The organism is Streptomyces sp. NPDC058697 (assembly GCF_042715345.1).
GTDB lineage: Bacteria > Actinomycetota > Actinomycetes > Streptomycetales > Streptomycetaceae > Streptomyces > Streptomyces liliifuscus.
Map to the genome: position 1 here is coordinate 320,136 of NZ_JBHXSU010000005.1, position 16,308 is coordinate 336,443.

The 16,308-nt window shown below is 69.7% G+C and carries 17 protein-coding genes; 16 read left to right on the forward strand and 1 reads right to left on the reverse strand.

The features are described 5' to 3' along the window. The first annotated feature begins 102 nt into the window (after window positions 1-102). The 14 genes from ACFWXQ_RS15065 (at window position 103) to nusB (ending at window position 13,625) form a co-directional block, all read left to right on the forward strand. Window positions 103-570: a DUF948 domain-containing protein gene (locus ACFWXQ_RS15065; protein ID WP_359855986.1), complete on the forward strand. Its 468-nt coding sequence runs from the start codon at window positions 103-105 to the stop codon at window positions 568-570. A gap of 7 nt (window positions 571-577) precedes the next feature. Continuing rightward, the gene (locus ACFWXQ_RS15070) at window positions 578-928 is read left to right on the forward strand and encodes a DUF6167 family protein (protein WP_383951285.1); all 351 of its coding nucleotides are present in this window, start codon (window positions 578-580) and stop codon (window positions 926-928) included. Then, window positions 928-3,600: an alanine--tRNA ligase gene (gene alaS / locus ACFWXQ_RS15075; RefSeq protein WP_383951282.1), complete on the forward strand. Its 2,673-nt coding sequence runs from the start codon at window positions 928-930 to the stop codon at window positions 3,598-3,600. Before ACFWXQ_RS15070 ends, alaS begins: the two co-directional genes overlap by 1 nt. A 17-nt stretch (window positions 3,601-3,617) precedes the next feature. Further along, on the forward strand, window positions 3,618-4,082 hold the full coding sequence (gene ruvX, locus ACFWXQ_RS15080; RefSeq protein WP_189840213.1) for a Holliday junction resolvase RuvX: 465 nt from the start codon (window positions 3,618-3,620) through the stop codon (window positions 4,080-4,082). 121 nt (window positions 4,083-4,203) lie between these two features. Beyond that, on the forward strand, window positions 4,204-6,078 hold the full coding sequence (gene mltG, locus ACFWXQ_RS15085; protein WP_383951279.1) for an endolytic transglycosylase MltG: 1,875 nt from the start codon (window positions 4,204-4,206) through the stop codon (window positions 6,076-6,078). Continuing rightward, window positions 6,056-6,907 carry a shikimate dehydrogenase gene (locus tag ACFWXQ_RS15090; protein ID WP_383951276.1) on the forward strand — a complete coding sequence of 284 codons (852 nt, stop codon included), beginning with the start codon at window positions 6,056-6,058 and terminating at the stop codon, window positions 6,905-6,907. Before mltG ends, ACFWXQ_RS15090 begins: the two co-directional genes overlap by 23 nt. A gap of 69 nt (window positions 6,908-6,976) precedes the next feature. Beyond that, window positions 6,977-7,246, forward strand: coding sequence for a hypothetical protein (locus tag ACFWXQ_RS15095; RefSeq protein ID WP_383951273.1), 270 nt, complete (start codon window positions 6,977-6,979; stop codon window positions 7,244-7,246). Window positions 7,247-7,416: 170 nt separating this feature from the next. After that, entirely contained in the window at window positions 7,417-8,601 is a 1,185-nt protein-coding gene (aroC, locus tag ACFWXQ_RS15100; protein ID WP_383951270.1) for a chorismate synthase, read from the forward strand. A 29-nt stretch (window positions 8,602-8,630) separates the two neighbouring features. Then, complete coding sequence (locus ACFWXQ_RS15105) at window positions 8,631-9,113, forward strand: shikimate kinase (protein WP_383951297.1); 483 nt, start codon at window positions 8,631-8,633, stop codon at window positions 9,111-9,113. Continuing rightward, entirely contained in the window at window positions 9,110-10,201 is a 1,092-nt protein-coding gene (gene aroB / locus ACFWXQ_RS15110; protein ID WP_383951267.1) for a 3-dehydroquinate synthase, read from the forward strand. Before ACFWXQ_RS15105 ends, aroB begins: the two co-directional genes overlap by 4 nt. Before the next feature lie 184 nt (window positions 10,202-10,385). Then, window positions 10,386-11,288: a Pro-rich N-terminal domain-containing protein gene (locus ACFWXQ_RS15115; RefSeq protein WP_383951264.1), complete on the forward strand. Its 903-nt coding sequence runs from the start codon at window positions 10,386-10,388 to the stop codon at window positions 11,286-11,288. Between the two features lie 168 nt (window positions 11,289-11,456). Then, window positions 11,457-12,563 (forward strand): aminopeptidase P family protein, encoded by a 1,107-nt coding sequence (locus ACFWXQ_RS15120; protein WP_383951262.1) that lies wholly within the window; start codon window positions 11,457-11,459, stop codon window positions 12,561-12,563. Window positions 12,564-12,621: 58 nt separating this feature from the next. Beyond that, on the forward strand, window positions 12,622-13,188 hold the full coding sequence (gene efp / locus ACFWXQ_RS15125) for an elongation factor P (protein ID WP_055613844.1): 567 nt from the start codon (window positions 12,622-12,624) through the stop codon (window positions 13,186-13,188). A gap of 2 nt (window positions 13,189-13,190) precedes the next feature. Further along, window positions 13,191-13,625, forward strand: a complete 435-nt coding sequence (nusB, locus tag ACFWXQ_RS15130) for a transcription antitermination factor NusB (RefSeq protein WP_143635383.1) — start codon at window positions 13,191-13,193, stop codon at window positions 13,623-13,625. 229 nt (window positions 13,626-13,854) lie between these two features. Here the strand turns inward: nusB and bldD are convergent, their stop codons facing one another. Beyond that, the gene (gene bldD / locus ACFWXQ_RS15135) at window positions 13,855-14,355 is read right to left on the reverse strand and encodes a transcriptional regulator BldD (RefSeq protein WP_027751102.1); all 501 of its coding nucleotides are present in this window, start codon (window positions 14,353-14,355) and stop codon (window positions 13,855-13,857) included. 243 nt (window positions 14,356-14,598) lie between these two features. Between bldD and pyrR the strand changes: the two genes are divergently transcribed. Both pyrR and ACFWXQ_RS15145 read left to right on the forward strand, forming a co-directional pair. Beyond that, entirely contained in the window at window positions 14,599-15,189 is a 591-nt protein-coding gene (pyrR, locus tag ACFWXQ_RS15140; protein WP_383936917.1) for a bifunctional pyr operon transcriptional regulator/uracil phosphoribosyltransferase PyrR, read from the forward strand. A 136-nt stretch (window positions 15,190-15,325) separates the two neighbouring features. Continuing rightward, on the forward strand, window positions 15,326-16,303 hold the full coding sequence (locus tag ACFWXQ_RS15145; protein WP_361058219.1) for an aspartate carbamoyltransferase catalytic subunit: 978 nt from the start codon (window positions 15,326-15,328) through the stop codon (window positions 16,301-16,303). Window positions 16,304-16,308: the final 5 nt, after the last annotated feature.

Below are 16,308 nucleotides of genomic sequence, written 5' to 3' on the forward strand. Positions count from 1 at the left end.
GTACAATCGCTTCGAGCAACTCCGGCTCCGGCGGGCGGTAATCCGGTACGGAGCCCCAGCCCCGGCGCGATAGGCTCGGGGGACGACTTTTCGATGTTTTCGATGTTGAGGCACGATCCAGGGAGCGGGTGCGCAGTGTCCGGTGGAGAGGTGGCCGGGATCCTGGTGGCCGTCTTCTGGGCGATCCTGGTCTCCTTCCTCGCGGTGGCACTCGCGAGGCTGGCCCAGACGCTCAGGGCGACCACCAAGCTCGTCGCGGACGTGACCGACCAGGCCGTCCCGCTCCTGGCAGACGCCTCCTCGGCCGTGCGCTCCGCACAGACCCAGATCGACCGGGTGGACGCCATCGCGTCGGACGTCCAGGAGGTCACGTCGAACGCGTCGGCGCTCTCCACGACCGTCGCGTCCACGTTCGGCGGCCCGCTCGTGAAGGTCGCGGCGTTCGGCTACGGCGTGCGCCGGGCCATGGGCGGCCGCCGCGAGGACGCGCCCGCCAAGCCCGCGCGACGCACCGTGATCGTGGGCCGCACCGTCCCGTCGGCGCGACGGGGAAAGCGGAAGAAGGACTGACGCAGCGATGTTCCGCCGTACGTTCTGGTTCACCGCGGGCGCAGCCGCCGGTGTGTGGGCCACCACCAAGGTCAACCGCAAGCTCAGGCAGCTGACGCCCGAGAGCCTCGCGGCCCAGGCAGCGAACAAGGCGATCGAAGCGGGCCACCGCATCAAGGACTTCGCACTCGACGTCCGCGACGGAATGGTCCAGCGGGAGGCCGAACTCGGCGAGGTGCTCGGGCTGAACGCCGATCCCGAACTGCCCTCCCCGCGGCGCGTCGCCGCCATCGAGAACAGCAACGACCCGAAATACAGCAAGAACCCGACGTATGTCGAGAGGTCGACGTACTCGTACAACCGGAATGAGGACCACTGATGGAGTCGGCCGAGATTCGTCGCCGCTGGTTGAGCTTCTTCGAGGAGCGCGGTCACACCGTCGTCCCTTCGGCGTCGCTCATCGCGGACGACCCGACTCTGCTCCTGGTCCCGGCCGGCATGGTGCCCTTCAAGCCCTACTTCCTGGGTGAGGTCAAGCCGCCCTACGCCCGCGCCACCAGCGTCCAGAAGTGCGTCCGTACGCCGGACATCGAAGAGGTCGGCAAGACCACCCGGCACGGCACGTTCTTCCAGATGTGCGGCAACTTCTCCTTCGGCGACTACTTCAAGGAAGGCGCCATCAAGTACGCCTGGGAGCTGCTCACCAGCCCCCAGGACAAGGGCGGTTACGGCCTGGAGCCGGAGAAGCTCTGGATCACCGTGTACCTGGAGGACGACGAGGCCGAGCGCATCTGGCACGACGTCGTCGGCGTCCCCAAGGAGCGCATCCAGCGCCTCGGCAAGAAGGACAACTACTGGTCCATGGGCGTCCCGGGCCCCTGCGGCCCGTGTTCCGAGATCAACTACGACCGCGGCCCCGAGTTCGGCGTCGAGGGCGGCCCGGCCGTCAACGACGAGCGGTACGTGGAGATCTGGAACCTCGTCTTCATGCAGTACGAGCGCGGCGAGGGCACCTCGAAGGAGGACTTCGAGATCCTCGGCGACCTGCCGAGCCAGAACATCGACACGGGCCTCGGCCTGGAACGCCTCGCCATGATTCTGCAGGACGTGCAGAACCTGTACGAGATCGACACCTCCATGGCCGTCATCAAGAAGGCCACCGCGCTGACCGGAGTCGAGTACGGCGCCGCTCACGGCTCCGACGTATCGCTGCGCGTGGTCACCGACCACATGCGGACGTCCGTGATGCTCATCGGCGACGGTGTCACCCCGGGCAACGAGGGCCGCGGCTATGTGCTGCGCCGCATCATGCGCCGCGCCATCCGCAACATGCGTCTGCTGGGCGCCACGGGTCCGGTGGTCAAGGACCTCGTCGACACCGTCATCGAGATGATGGGCCAGCAGTACCCGGAACTCGTCTCCGACCGCGAGCGCATCGAGAAGGTCGCCGTCGCCGAGGAGAACGCCTTCGTCAAGACGCTGAAGGCCGGCACGAACATCCTCGACACCGCCGTCACGGAGACCAAGGCCGCCGGTGGCCAGGTCCTCGCCGGCGACAAGGCCTTCCTGCTCCACGACACCTGGGGCTTCCCGATCGACCTCACCCTGGAGATGGCCGCCGAACAGGGCCTCTCCGTGGACGAGGACGGCTTCCGGCGCCTGATGAAGGAGCAGCGGGAGCGGGCCAAGGCGGACGCCAAGTCCAAGAAGACCGGTCACGCCGACATGGGCGCCTACCGCGAGATCGCGGACGCCGCCGGCGAGACCGACTTCATCGGCTACTCGGACACCGAGGGCGAGTCCACGGTCGTCGGCATCCTCGTCGACGGTGTCTCCTCGCCGGCCGCCACCGAGGGCGACGAGGTCGAGATCGTCCTCGACCGCACCCCGTTCTACGCCGAGGGCGGCGGCCAGATCGGCGACACCGGCCGCATCAGGATCGACACCGGTGCCATCGTCGAGATCCGCGACTGCCAGAAGCCGGTCCCCGGTGTGTACGTCCACAAGGGCGTCGTCCAGGTCGGCGAGGTGACCGTCGGCGCCAAGGCCCAGGCCGTCATCGACGTACGCCGCCGCACGGCCATCGCCCGCGCCCACTCGGCCACGCACCTCACGCACCAGGCCCTGCGCGACGCCCTCGGCCCGACGGCCGCCCAGGCCGGTTCCGAGAACCAGCCCGGCCGTTTCCGCTTCGACTTCGGCTCCCCGGCCGCCGTGCCCACGGCCGTCATGACGGACGTCGAGCAGAAGATCAACGAGGTGCTCGCCCGCGACCTGGACGTCCATGCCGAGATCCTGAGCATCGGCGAGGCCAAGAAGCAGGGCGCCATCGCCGAGTTCGGCGAGAAGTACGGCGAGCGCGTCCGCGTCGTCACCATCGGCGACTTCTCCAAGGAGCTGTGCGGCGGCACGCACGTGCACAACACCGCCCAGCTGGGCCTGGTGAAGCTGCTCGGCGAGTCGTCGATCGGTTCCGGCGTACGCCGTATCGAGGCCCTGGTGGGTGTCGACGCCTACAACTTCCTCGCCCGTGAGCACACGGTCGTCGCCCAGCTCCAGGAGCTGATCAAGGGACGTCCGGAGGAACTCCCGGAGAAGGTCTCCGCCATGCTCGGCAAGCTGAAGGACGCCGAGAAGGAGATCGAGAAGTTCCGCGCCGAGAAGGTGCTGCAGGCCGCCGCCGGTCTCGCCGGGTCCGCCAAGGACGTACACGGCATCGCGCTGGTCACCGGTCAGGTGCCGGACGGCACGGGTGCCGACGACCTGCGCAAGCTGGTCCTCGACGTCCGCGGCCGTATCCAGGGCGGACGGGCCGCCGTGGTGGCCCTGTTCACCACGGTCAACGGCAAGCCGCTGACGGTCATCGCCACCAACGAGGCCGCCCGCGAGCGCGGCCTCAAGGCCGGTGACCTGGTGCGTACGGCCGCCAAGACCCTCGGCGGCGGCGGTGGCGGCAAGCCGGACGTGGCCCAGGGCGGCGGCCAGAACCCGGCCGCCATCGGTGACGCCGTCGACGCCGTCGAACGCCTCGTGGCCGAGTCGGCCAAGTGAGCGAGGGCGAGCGGGTCATGCGCCGCGGCCGCCGTCTCGCCATCGATGTCGGGGACGCCCGGATCGGGGTCGCCTCGTGCGACCCCGACGGGATCCTCGCCACCCCGGTGGAGACCGTGCCGGGACGCGATGTCCCCGCCGCCCACCGGCGCCTGAAGCAGCTGGTCGAGGAGTACGAGCCGATCGAGGTCGTCGTCGGGCTGCCTCGCTCCCTCAAGGGGGGCGAGGGCCCGGCCGCCGTCAAGGTCCGCGCCTTCGCGCAGGACCTCGCCCGGGGGATCGCACCCGTTCCGGTGCGGCTCCTGGACGAGAGGATGACCACAGTGACGGCCAGTCAGGGACTGCGTGCCTCGGGCGTGAAGTCCAAGAAGGGCAGATCGGTCATCGACCAGGCAGCGGCCGTGATCATCCTCCAGCAGGCACTGGAGTCCGAACGGGCGTCGGGTACATCTCCGGGCGAGGGCGTCGAAGTGGTCATCTGATCGCGGTACGGTAACGTTCCGCGCGATGCGGTGGTGTTCGAATAACCTCCGCACAGGAGAGAGGCGGACGGGAGCCGAGCCACAGCCACCGCGACCGCCGCCTCGCGGCTCTAGGGGATCGATGACTGAGTATGGCCGGGGCCCAGGCTCCGAACCGTGGCATCCGGAGGACCCGTTGTACGGGGACGGCGGATGGGGAGGACAGGAGGCCAACGCGGCCCAGTCCCCCTACGGCGGCCAGCCGCAGCAGCACCCGCAGGAGCCGCAGCAACCGCAGCAGCAGTACGGCGACTGGGGAGCCGCCCAGCAGGCCGGCTACGACCAGGGCCAGCAGCAGTACTACTCCCAGGGTCACCAGCAGCAGTACGTCCAGGACCAGCAGTACGGCGGTCAGGCTCCGCAGCAGTACAGCAACGGCCAGGGCGGGCAGGGGTACCACGACCAGGGCGGCCAGCAGTACAACGGCGGTCAGCAGTACGGCGACGGCCAGCAGTTCAACAACGGTCAGCAGTACGGCAACGGCCAGCAGTACAACGGTGGCTGGGACAACACGGGCCAGCAGCACCCGCAACAGCACCAGCAGAACCAGCACCAGCAGAACCAGCAGCAGCCGCAGGTCGCGTACGGCGTCGATCCGAACGACCCCTACGGCGGCCAGGCCGCCGCGTACGGTGGTCAGCAGCCCGACTACTACGGGACTCCCGACGCCTATCCGCCGCCGGAGCCGCCGAGCCGCCGCGGAGTCGAGCCGGAGCCGCCGCAGACCGACTGGGACCCGGGTCCCGACCAGGGCGAGCACGCGTTCTTCGCGGGCGGCAATGACGACGATGACGACGACCTCGATGAGGACGCCAAGGGCCGTCGGCGCGGCAAGGCCGGAAAAGGCGACAAGGGCAACAAGAACAAAGGCGAGAAGAAGAGCCGGGGCGGCTGTGCCTGTCTGGTCGTGGCGCTCGCCCTCACCGGAGTGGTCGGCGGTGGCGGCTATTTCGGCTACCAGTTCTACCAGGATCGTTTCGGCTCGGCGCCGGACTACGCGGGCGACGGTACGAGCGCCCAGGTGACCGTCGTGATTCCCAAGGGCGCCTTCGGATCGGTGATCGGCCAGAAGCTGAAGGCGGCGGGCGTCGTCAAGAGCGTGGACGCCTTCGTGTCGGCCCAGGGGAAGAATCCGGACGGCGCCAAGATTCAGGCGGGCTCCTATCTGCTCAAGAAGGAGATGTCCGCCGAAAGCGCTGTCGCGCTGATGCTCGACCCCAAGAGCCAGAACGGCCTGGTAGTCAAGGAAGGCCAGCGGAACGTCACGGTCTACGCGGAGATCGACAAACGGCTGGGGCTTTCCAAGGGCACCACCGCGGACGTCGCCGAGGAGAAGTACAAGAGCCTCGGACTTCCGGACTGGGCGAACAACGACAGCGACATCAAGGACCCGCTGGAAGGATTCCTCTACCCGGCGACTTACTCAGTGGCCAAGGGAATGAAGCCCGAGGCGGTCCTGAAGGAAATGGTGTCGCAGGCCAAGCGGGAGTACGCCAAGTACGACCTGGAGAAGAAGGCCAAGGAACTCAACCTGAACGACCCGTTGCAGGTCGTCACGGTCGCGAGCCTCGTCCAGGCCGAAGGAATCACGCACGACGACTTCAAGAAGATGGCCGCCGTCGTCTACAACCGCCTGAAGTCGACGAACACCGTCACCAACCAGAAGCTCGAATTCGACTCGACGTACAACTACCTCAAGGGTCAGAGCAAGATCGACATTGCGACGAGCGAGATCCGCAACTACGACGACCCGTACAACACGTACTTCTACAAGGGTCTTCCGCCCGGGCCGATCGGAAATCCGGGTGCCGACGCGCTGAAGGCGTCGGTGAGTCCGGACGGCGGTGCGTGGATGTTCTTCATCTCCATCGACGGGAAGAAGACGGACTTCACGAAGACCTTGAGCGAGCACGAGAAACTGGTTAAGGAATTCAATGAACGGCGCAACAAGGACTGACGGAGACCGGAGGTGTCGAGCCGCCGTACTCGGTTCCCCGATCGCCCATTCCCTTTCTCCTGTGCTGCACCGGGCCGCCTACGAAGAACTGGGCCTCGATGACTGGTCGTACGACCGTTTCGAGGTCGACGAGGCGGCGCTGCCGGGATTCGTCGGGAAACTCGGTCCCGAATGGGCCGGGCTGTCGCTGACGATGCCGCTGAAGCGGGCGGTCATTCCACTGCTCGACGAGATCAGCGAGACCGCGTCCGCCGTCGAGGCGGTGAACACGGTGGTGTTCACCGAGGACGGGCGGCGCCTCGGCGACAACACCGACGTCCCCGGGATGGTCGCCGCCCTGCGTGAGCGGGGGATCGAGCAGGTGGACTCCGCGGCGATCCTCGGCGCGGGCGCCACCGCCTCCTCCGCACTGGCCGCCCTCGCGCGGATCTGCACGGGCGAGGTCGTCGCATACGTGCGCAGCGAGGCACGCGCCGCCGAGATGCGGCAGTGGGGCGAGCGGCTCGACGTAGAGGTGCGTACGGAGGATTGGGCGGACGCGGAGCATGCCCTGCGCGCGCCGCTCGTCATCGCCACCACCCCGGCGGGTACCACCGATGTCCTCTCCTCCGCGGTCCCCGAGCGGCCCGCCACGCTCTTCGACGTGCTGTACGACCCGTGGCCCACCGCGCTGGCCGCGCGCTGGTCGGCGTACGGAGGAGCCGTCGTCAGCGGCCTCGACCTGCTGGTGCACCAGGCGGTGCTCCAGGTCGAGCAGATGACCGGACGTGTGCCCGCCCCGCTGGACGCCATGCGGACAGCGGGCGAGAAGGCGCTCGCGAGCAGGTAGGACCGGCCTATACGATTCGGCCTTCGGTTCCGCAGGGGGCGGAACTCGGGGGAGCCGGGGGGCTTATCCATGCGTGTGACGCTGGCGTCGTGGAAGTCGGAGATCTTCGATGTAGTGCTGCGCTTTCTGCCGGACTGGGTGCAGATGGCCGTGCTCTGTCTCGTGGTGGCCGTCGTACTCGCGACCTGGGCCTACAAGCTGAAGCGCAAGCTCGCCCACCGACGGGCGCTGCGCACGGGGCAGCCCGTCCACGCGGCGGCGCAGTATGGGCAGGGCCGCGGCGCCGACTACCTCGGTGCCTACGCACCCCAGGCCCGCCAGGACGACGCCACGACCTGACCACGTTGCCGTCCCGCCTGATGGACCTGCGGCGGGGCGGGCGGCGCGGACGTGGGAGGATCGTCACTGGCGGGCCAGGGCCGCGCACCCGGTCACGCCGTCGCAGTACGCGAGGACGCGCGTACGCAAAGGCAGTACGCAGTACCAGGGCGCGAGCATGAGGAGCACCGTTGAGCAGGTTGCGCTGGCTGACCGCGGGGGAGTCCCACGGTCCCGCACTTGTCGCGACGCTGGAGGGACTTCCCGCCGGCGTGCCGATCACCACGGAGATGGTGGCGGACCACCTGGCCAGGCGGCGCCTCGGATATGGACGCGGCGCGCGCATGAAGTTCGAGCGCGACGAGATCACCTTCCTGGGCGGCGTACGGCACGGCCTCACGCTGGGCTCCCCGGTCGCGATCATGGTGGGCAACACCGAGTGGCCCAAGTGGGAGCAGGTGATGGCGGCCGACCCCGTCGACCCGCAGATCCTCGCCGAACTGGCCCGCAACGCCCCGCTGACCCGGCCCCGGCCCGGTCACGCGGACCTCGCCGGTATGCAGAAGTACGGCTTCGACGAGGCCCGGCCGATCCTGGAGCGTGCCTCGGCACGTGAGACGGCGGCCCGGGTCGCGCTCGGCGCGGTGGCGCGTTCATACCTGAAGGAGACGGCGGGCATCGAGGTCGTCTCGCACGTCGTCGAGCTGGCCGCCGCGAAGGCGCCGTACGGCGTCTACCCGACCCCCGACGATGTGGAGAGGCTCGACGCCGACCCGGTGCGCTGCCTCGACGCGGACGCCTCGAAGGCGATGGTCGCGGAGATCGACCAGGCCCACAAGGACGGCGACACGCTCGGTGGCGTGGTCGAGGTCCTCGCGTACGACGTGCCGGTGGGCCTCGGCTCGCACGTGCACTGGGACCGTCGGCTCGACGCCCGGCTCGCGGCCGCGCTCATGGGCATCCAGGCCATCAAGGGTGTCGAGGTCGGCGACGGCTTCGACCTGGCGCGGATGCCGGGCTCCAAGGCGCACGACGAGATCGTGCGGACCGACGAGGGCATCAAGCGGACCTCCGGGCGCTCCGGCGGCACCGAGGGCGGCCTGACGACCGGCGAACTCCTGCGCGTACGGGCCGCCATGAAGCCCATCGCGACCGTGCCGCGCGCGCTGGCCACCATCGACGTGGCGACCGGTGAGGCGACCAAGGCGCACCACCAGCGCTCGGACGTGTGCGCGGTCCCGGCCGCGGGCATCGTCGCCGAGGCGATGGTGGCGCTGGTCCTCGCGGACGCGGTGGCGGAGAAGTTCGGCGGCGACTCCGTGCCCGAGACGCGGCGCAACGTCCAGTCGTACCTGCAGAACCTGGTCGTGCGGTGAGCGCTCCGCGCGTGATCCTGGTCGGCCCCATGGGGGTCGGCAAGTCCACGGTGGGCGAGCTGGTCGCGGAGCGGCTCGGCTGCGCCTACCGGGACACCGACGGCGACATCGTGGCCGAGCAGGGCCGCACCATCGCGGACATCTTCGTCGACGAGGGCGAGCCCGCCTTCCGTGCGATCGAGAAGCAGGCGGTACAGCGGGCTCTGGCCGGGTACGACGGAGTACTGGCACTCGGCGGCGGCTCGATCCTCGACGCGGACACCCGGGCGCTGCTGGCCGGACAGCCCGTCGTGTACCTCTCGATGGACGTCGAGGAAGCGGTCAAGCGCACGGGCCTGAACACGGCACGGCCGCTGCTCGCCGTCAACCCGCGCCGGCAGTGGCGCGAGCTGATGGACGCCCGCCGCCACCTCTACACCGAGGTCGCGACCGCCGTGGTGGCCACCGACGGCCGCACCCCCGAAGAGGTCGCCCAGGCGGTCCTCGACGCACTGGAGTTGAAGGAAGCATGAGCGAGGCAGTGACGCGGATCCACGTCGGCGGCACGGCGGGCAGCGAGCCGTACGAGGTCCTGGTCGGCCGCCAGCTCCTCGGCGAGCTGGGCACGTTGGTCGGGGAGCGGGCCAAGCGGGTCGCGGTGATCCACCCCGAGGCGCTCGCCGAGACCGGCGAGGCGCTGCGGGCCGACCTGGCCGGGCAGGGCTTCGACGCCGTCGCCATCCAGGTGCCCAACGCGGAGGAGGCCAAGACCGCCGAGGTCGCCGCGTACTGCTGGAAGGCGCTCGGACAGTCCGGCTTCACCCGCACCGACGTGATCGTCGGCGTGGGCGGCGGGGCGACCACCGACCTCGCCGGGTTCGTGGCGGCGACCTGGCTGCGCGGAGTGCGCTGGATCGCCATCCCGACCACCGTGCTCGGCATGGTGGACGCGGCGGTCGGCGGCAAGACCGGCATCAACACCGCCGAGGGCAAGAACCTCGTCGGCGCCTTCCACCCGCCCGCCGGTGTGCTGTGCGACCTGGCCGCCCTCGAATCGCTGCCGGTCCACGACTTCGTGTCCGGGCTCGCCGAGATCATCAAGGCCGGCTTCATCGCCGACCCGACGATCCTCGAACTCATCGAGGCCGATCCGCAGGGCGCCCGCACCCCCGCCGGGCCGCACACCGCCGAGCTCATCGAGCGCTCCATCAAGGTCAAGGCCGAGGTCGTCTCGTCCGACCTGAAGGAGTCCGGGCTGCGCGAGATCCTCAACTACGGGCACACCCTCGCCCACGCCATCGAGAAGAACGAGCGCTACGAATGGCGGCACGGCGCGGCGGTCGCGGTGGGCATGCACTTCGCGGCCGAGCTGGGCCGACTCGCGGGGCGCCTCGACGACGCGACCGCGGACCGGCACCGCACGATTCTGGAGTCGGTCGGGCTGCCGCTGAGCTACCGCTACGACCAGTGGCCCAAACTCCTGGAGACCATGAAGGTCGACAAGAAGTCCCGCGGCAACCTCCTCCGCTTCATCGTCCTCGACGGCCTGGGCAAGCCCACCGTCCTGGAGGGCCCAGACCCGGCGGTGCTCCTCGCCGCCTACGGCGAAGTGGGCGAATAGCCCCCTCGGGCGAAACTTGGTCTGATTTGCCTTGTGCGGAGGGGCACTTCGGACCGTCCCCCGCCGTTCACCAAACGGCGGCCGGGGACGGTACCGTTCGGTAGGGAGTGGGGCGGGTGCCCCGCTCCCAGCGCCAAATTGCCTGCGGCGAGTGAGCCAAAGACACGAGACGGAGTGGCACCGGATGCAGCACGCAGTGGGGTCTCCGCTGCCGCCGCCCCACCAGCCGGGGCACGGACCGGCCGCCGGCTGGTCGCCGGCCGCACAACACCCGGGACCGCACCACCCGGGCGCCCACCCGGGCTCCGCGCCTGCGCCCCAGGGCCCCGCGGGCCCGCCCCCTGGCTTCGCCGGAGCGCCCACCGGGCCCGCCGCCCCCCGTCCGCCGGGCCACGCGCCCGCCCCGCATCACGCGGTCCCGCACCACGCCCCGCCGACACCGGACACCACGGGCCACGTACAGCTGCCGCCGGGCGGCCCCGTCCCCATGCCGAGCGCGCCGCCCGCCGCGGGCACGCCCGATCCGACGTCCACCACCCTCGCCGTCCTGCTCATCGGACCTGCGGGCGCCGGCAAGACGAGCGTCGCCAAGTACTGGGCCGACCACCGCAGGGTGCCCACGGCGCACATCAGCCTGGACGACGTACGCGAATGGGTGCGCTCGGGTTTCGCGGATCCGCAGTCGGGGTGGAACGACCACTCGGAGGCGCAGTATCGTCTCGCCCGCCGCACCTGCGGCTTCGCGGCCCGCAACTTCCTGGCCAACAACATCTCCTGCATCCTCGACGACGCGGTCTTCCCCGACCGGCCCGTCGTCGGCCTCGGCGGCTGGAAGCGGCACGTCGGTCCCGGCCTGCTGCCGGTCGTCCTCCTGCCGGGCCTGGAGATAGTCCTGGAGCGCAACGCCGAGCGCTCCGGAAACCGCCGCCTCACCGACGAGGAGGTCGCCCGCATCCACGGCCGCATGGCGGGCTGGTACGGCTCGGGCCTCCCGATCATCGACAACTCCCAACTCGACGTCCCCCAAACGGCCCGAGTCCTGGACGACGTCCTGGCAAGATCAATCGCAAGCCCGCCGCAGTGGTAGAGCACTTTTCGTAGCGAACTCTTATGTGGGGGCTGCCCCCAGCTCAGTCAAGGGGCGCGGGGAACTGCGCGACCAGCCCCCACTCACCCGCACCCGGCACACAACGGTCACCCCCCACTCGGCCTCCCCCAACCGGCGCCAACCCCGCGGAGCTCATACGCTCGGGTCATGTCAGAGGCGTACGCGGCCCGCCGCGACCGGCTGAGAGAGCGCTGCACGGCAAGCGGCAGCGCCACCGCGCTGATCTCCCGCCCCGCCAACGTCCGCTACCTCGCGGGCGTGGCCCCCCGCGGCGCCGTTCTCCTGCTGGGGAAGACCGAGGACCTCCTCGTGTACGGCGGTCCGCCGGAAAGCCCGCTCGACGAGGGCAGGCCGGACGAGGCCCTCCGGGTGCACACGCTGCCGAGTCCCGGAGGCGACCCCGCCGTCGCCGCGGCGGACCTCGCCGCGGCCCAGGGCGCCGACTCCCTCGCCGTCGAGGAGCACCACCTGACCGTGACCCGGCACCGGGCGATCGGCTCGGTGGCGCCCCGGCTCCGCCTCGGCGACCTCGGCGCGGCCGTCGAGCAGCTGCGTGTGATCAAGGACGAGGAGGAGATCTCCTGTCTGCGCATCGGCGCGGAGATCGTCGATCAGGCGCTGAGCGAGCTGCTGGAGTCCATCCTCGTCGGCCGTACCGAACGCCATCTCGCCCTGGAACTCGAACGCCGGCTGGTCGACCACGGCGCCGACGGACCGGCCTTCACGACCTCGGTCGGCACGGGCCCGAACTCCGGGCGCCGCGGCCACCGGCCCTCCGACCGCCGGGTCGAGGAAGGAGATTTTCTCTCCGTCTGCCTCGGCGCCACCTACCGCGGCTACCGCTGCGAGATCGGCCGCACCTTCGTCATCGGGACCTCGCCCGCCGACTGGCAGATCGAGCTGTACGACCTCGTCTTCGCATCCCAGCGGGCCGGCCGCGAGGCCCTCGTGCCCGGCGCCGCCTACCGTGACGTGGACCGTGCGGCCCGCCAGGTTCTCGATTCCGCGGGCTATGCGGACGGCCTTCCTCCGCTGACCGGACACGGTGTGGGGCTCGAAATCGACGAGGACCCGCAGCTGGCCCCCGCGGCCATGGGTAAACTGGACGCTTGCGTGCCGGTCACCGTCGAACCGGGGGTCCACATCCCGGGCCGGGGCGGTGTCCGGATCGATGACACGCTCGTCGTGCGCCCCGAGGCGGACGGCGGACCCGAGCTACTCACCATCACGACCAAGGAGCTGCTCGCGCTCTAGCTTCCCGCTGTGCGCGTGTTCCGGGGTCGTCCACGTCAGTCCAGGAGATTCCGCAACCGTGGCTTCCACGAACGACCTCAAGAACGGCCTGGTGCTCAAGCTCGAAGGCGGCCAGCTCTGGTCCGTCGTCGAGTTCCAGCACGTCAAGCCCGGCAAGGGCCCGGCCTTCGTGCGCACCAAGCTGAAGAACGTGCTTTCCGGCAAGGTCGTCGACAAGACGTTCAACGCCGGCGTCAAGGTCGAGACGGCCACTGTCGACAAGCGTGACATGCAGTTCTCCTACATGGACGGCGAGTACTTCGTCTTCATGGACATGGAGACCTACGACCAGCTCATGGTCGACCGCAAGGCCGTCGGCGACGCCGCCAACTTCCTGATCGAGGGCTTCACCGCCACCGTCGCCCAGCACGAGGGCGAGGTGCTCTTCGTCGAGCTGCCGGCCGCCGTCGAGCTGGTCATCCAGGAGACCGAGCCCGGCGTCCAGGGCGACCGTTCCACCGGCGGCACCAAGCCCGCCACCCTGGAGACCGGCTACCAGATCCAGGTCCCGCTCTTCATCACCACCGGTGAGAAGATCAAGGTCGACACCCGTTCGAGCGACTACCTCGGCCGGGTGAACAGCTAACCGTGGCTGCCCGCAACACGGCCCGCAAGCGCGCCTTCCAGATCCTCTTCGAGGGTGACCAGCGCGGCGTGGACGTCCAGACGGTCCTGGGTGACTGGATCCGGCACTCCCGGACCGACACCCGGCAGCCGCCGGTGAGCGAGTACACCATGCAGCTCGTCGAGGGCTACGCGAAGTACGCGAAGCGCATCGACGAGCTGATCTCGCAGTACGCGGTGAGCTGGACGCTCGACAGGATGCCGGTCGTCGACCGGAACATCCTGCGTCTTGGCGCCTATGAGTTGATCTGGGTCGACGAGACCCCGGATGCCGTGGTGCTCGACGAGGCCGTGCAGCTCGCCAAGGAGTTCTCCACGGATGAGTCGCCCGCGTTTGTGAACGGGCTGCTCGGCCGGTTCAAGGAGCTCAAGTCGTCGCTTCGGCGCGACGAAGTTTGAACGTGAGGGGAGCGCGCGTTTCGTTGTAGCGTGCAGGCCGTCCTGGGCTTGTCGCGCAGTTCCCCGCGCCCCTGAAGAACGCCGGAGGGGCCCCAGCGAGATCGCTGGGGCCCCTCCGGCGTTCCCGTGCCTCCGGTGTCCCCGAGGCCCGCAGAAAGCCGCCGGGGTGGCCGGAACCGTTTGGTTCCGGCCACCCCGGCGGCACGTTTCTTCTCAGTGCTGGTGCGGGTCAGGCGTCCTCGTGGGAGACCGCGCGGCGCGCGTCGGCGTCCAGGACGCCCCAGCTGATCAGCTGCTCGGTGAGGACCGACGGGGACTGGTCGTAGATGACGGCGAGCGTGCGCAGGTCGTCCTGGCGGATCGACAGCACCTTGCCGTTGTAGTCGCCGCGCTGGGACTGGATCGTCGCCGCGTAGCGCTGCAGGGGGCCCGCCTTCTCGGCCGGCACGTGGGCCAGCCGCTCAAGGTCCAGGACCAGTTTCGGCGGCGGCTCGGCGGCGCCGCCCGGAGTGGTGCCCGGCAGCAGCTCCTGCACCGGCACTCCGTAGAAGTCCGCCAGCTCGGCGAGACGCTGCACGGTCACGGCGCGGTCGCCGCGCTCATAGGAACCGACCACGACCGCCTTCCAGCGGCCCTGGGACTTCTCCTCGACGCCGTGGAGGGAAAGGCCCTGCTGGGTGCGGATGGCGCGGAGCTTGGCCCCGAGCTGTTTGGCGTATTCGCTGGACATATAGCTCCCCGGCACTGTGTCGACGTGCGGCTCGGCCGCGCGGCTGGTGACTCACTGTGAGGTTACGCAGCGTGACTCTGCCTCGTCAAGCCGAATGGTCCGGACCGACCCTTCCGTGGAGGGCCGGTACGGCTGGTGCCAAGGGGGTGATCAGGGGCGTTGCCGGGCTGGTACCGTGGATGGCGCAATTCCGACGTCCTTTAATGATCCGTCCCGTGAGGCGGAGAAGGAGGTCCGTTTCGTATGGACTCAGAGCAGGGCAAGCAGCAGTACGAGGCCGACGCACGGCCCGTTCTGGAAGCCCCCGACATCGCGCGGGTGCTGACCCGCATCGCCCACGAGATCGTCGAACGCGCCAAGGGCGCCGACGACGTGGTGCTCCTCGGCATTCCGACCAGGGGCGTCTTCCTCGCCCAGCGGCTGGCCGCCAAGCTCGAAGAGATCACCGACCGCAAAATCCCGGTCGGCTCCCTCGACATCACCATGTACCGCGACGACCTGCGCATGCATCCGCCGCGCGCGCTGGCCCGTACCGACATCCCCGGTGACGGCATCGACGGCCGTCTCGTCGTCCTCGTCGACGACGTGCTCTTCTCCGGCCGCACCATCCGGGCCGCCCTCGACGCGCTGAACGACATAGGGCGTCCCCGCGCGGTACAGCTCGCGGTCCTCGTCGACAGAGGCCACCGCGAACTCCCGATCCGCGCCGACTACGTCGGCAAGAACCTCCCCACGTCGTTGCGGGAGACGGTCAAGGTCCAGCTCGCCGAGGAGGACGGTCGCGACACCGTGCTGCTCGGTGTGAAGCGGACCGCCCGGCCCGGCGAGCAGTAGCGGCACACAGCCCGCGTCCGCTCGTACGACCCCGAGTGCGCTTCGGCGCGCCCGCGTCCGCCCGGCTGTGCCCTTCCGAGGGAACACCTCCCGGGCCCCCGCTTCCCGACCTGAACTGCCTTACGGAGCCTGACAGATGCAGCGTCATCTCATCTCGGCCGCCGACCTCACCCGCGACGACGCCGTCCTGATCCTCGACACCGCCGAGGAGATGGCCCGGGTCGCCGACCGGCCGATCAAGAAACTGCCGACCCTGCGCGGCCGCACCGTCGTCAACCTCTTCTTCGAGGACTCCACCCGGACGAGGATCTCGTTCGAGGCCGCGGAGAAGCGTCTCTCCGCGGACGTCATCAACTTCACCGCCAAGGGATCCAGCGTCTCCAAGGGCGAGTCACTGAAGGACACCGCGCAGACCCTCGAAGCCATGGGCGTCGACGCCGTCGTCATCCGGCACGGCGCCTCCGGAGCCCCGTACCGGCTCGCGACCTCCGGCTGGATCGACGCCGCCGTCATCAACGCGGGCGACGGCACCCACCAGCACCCCACGCAGGCCCTGCTCGACGCCTTCACCATGCGGCGACGGCTCGTCGGCAGGGACGCGGGCCTCGGCCAGGACCTGGCGGGCAAGCGGATCACGCTCGTCGGGGACATCCTGCACAGCCGGGTCGCCCGCTCGAACGTCGACCTGCTGCACACCCTCGGCGCCGAGGTCACCCTCGTCGCCCCGCCGACCCTGGTGCCCGTCGGTGTCGGGTCCTGGCCCTGCGAGGTCTCGTACGACTTGGACAGCACGCTCTCCAAGTCCGACGCCGTGATGCTGCTGCGTGTGCAGCGCGAGCGGATGAACGCGGCGTTCTTCCCCACCGAGCGCGAGTACTCGCGGCGCTACGGGCTCGACGGGGACCGGATGGCGAAGATGCCCGAGCACGCCATCGTGATGCACCCCGGGCCGATGGTCCGCGGCATGGAGATCACCGCCGAGGTCGCCGACTCCGAGCGCTGCACCGCCATCGAGCAGGTCACCAACGGCGTCTCGATCCGGATGGCCGTGCTCTACCTGCTTCTGGGCGGCAACGAACCCGCCGTCACCCACACCCGTACCGAGGAGAAGTAAGTCAC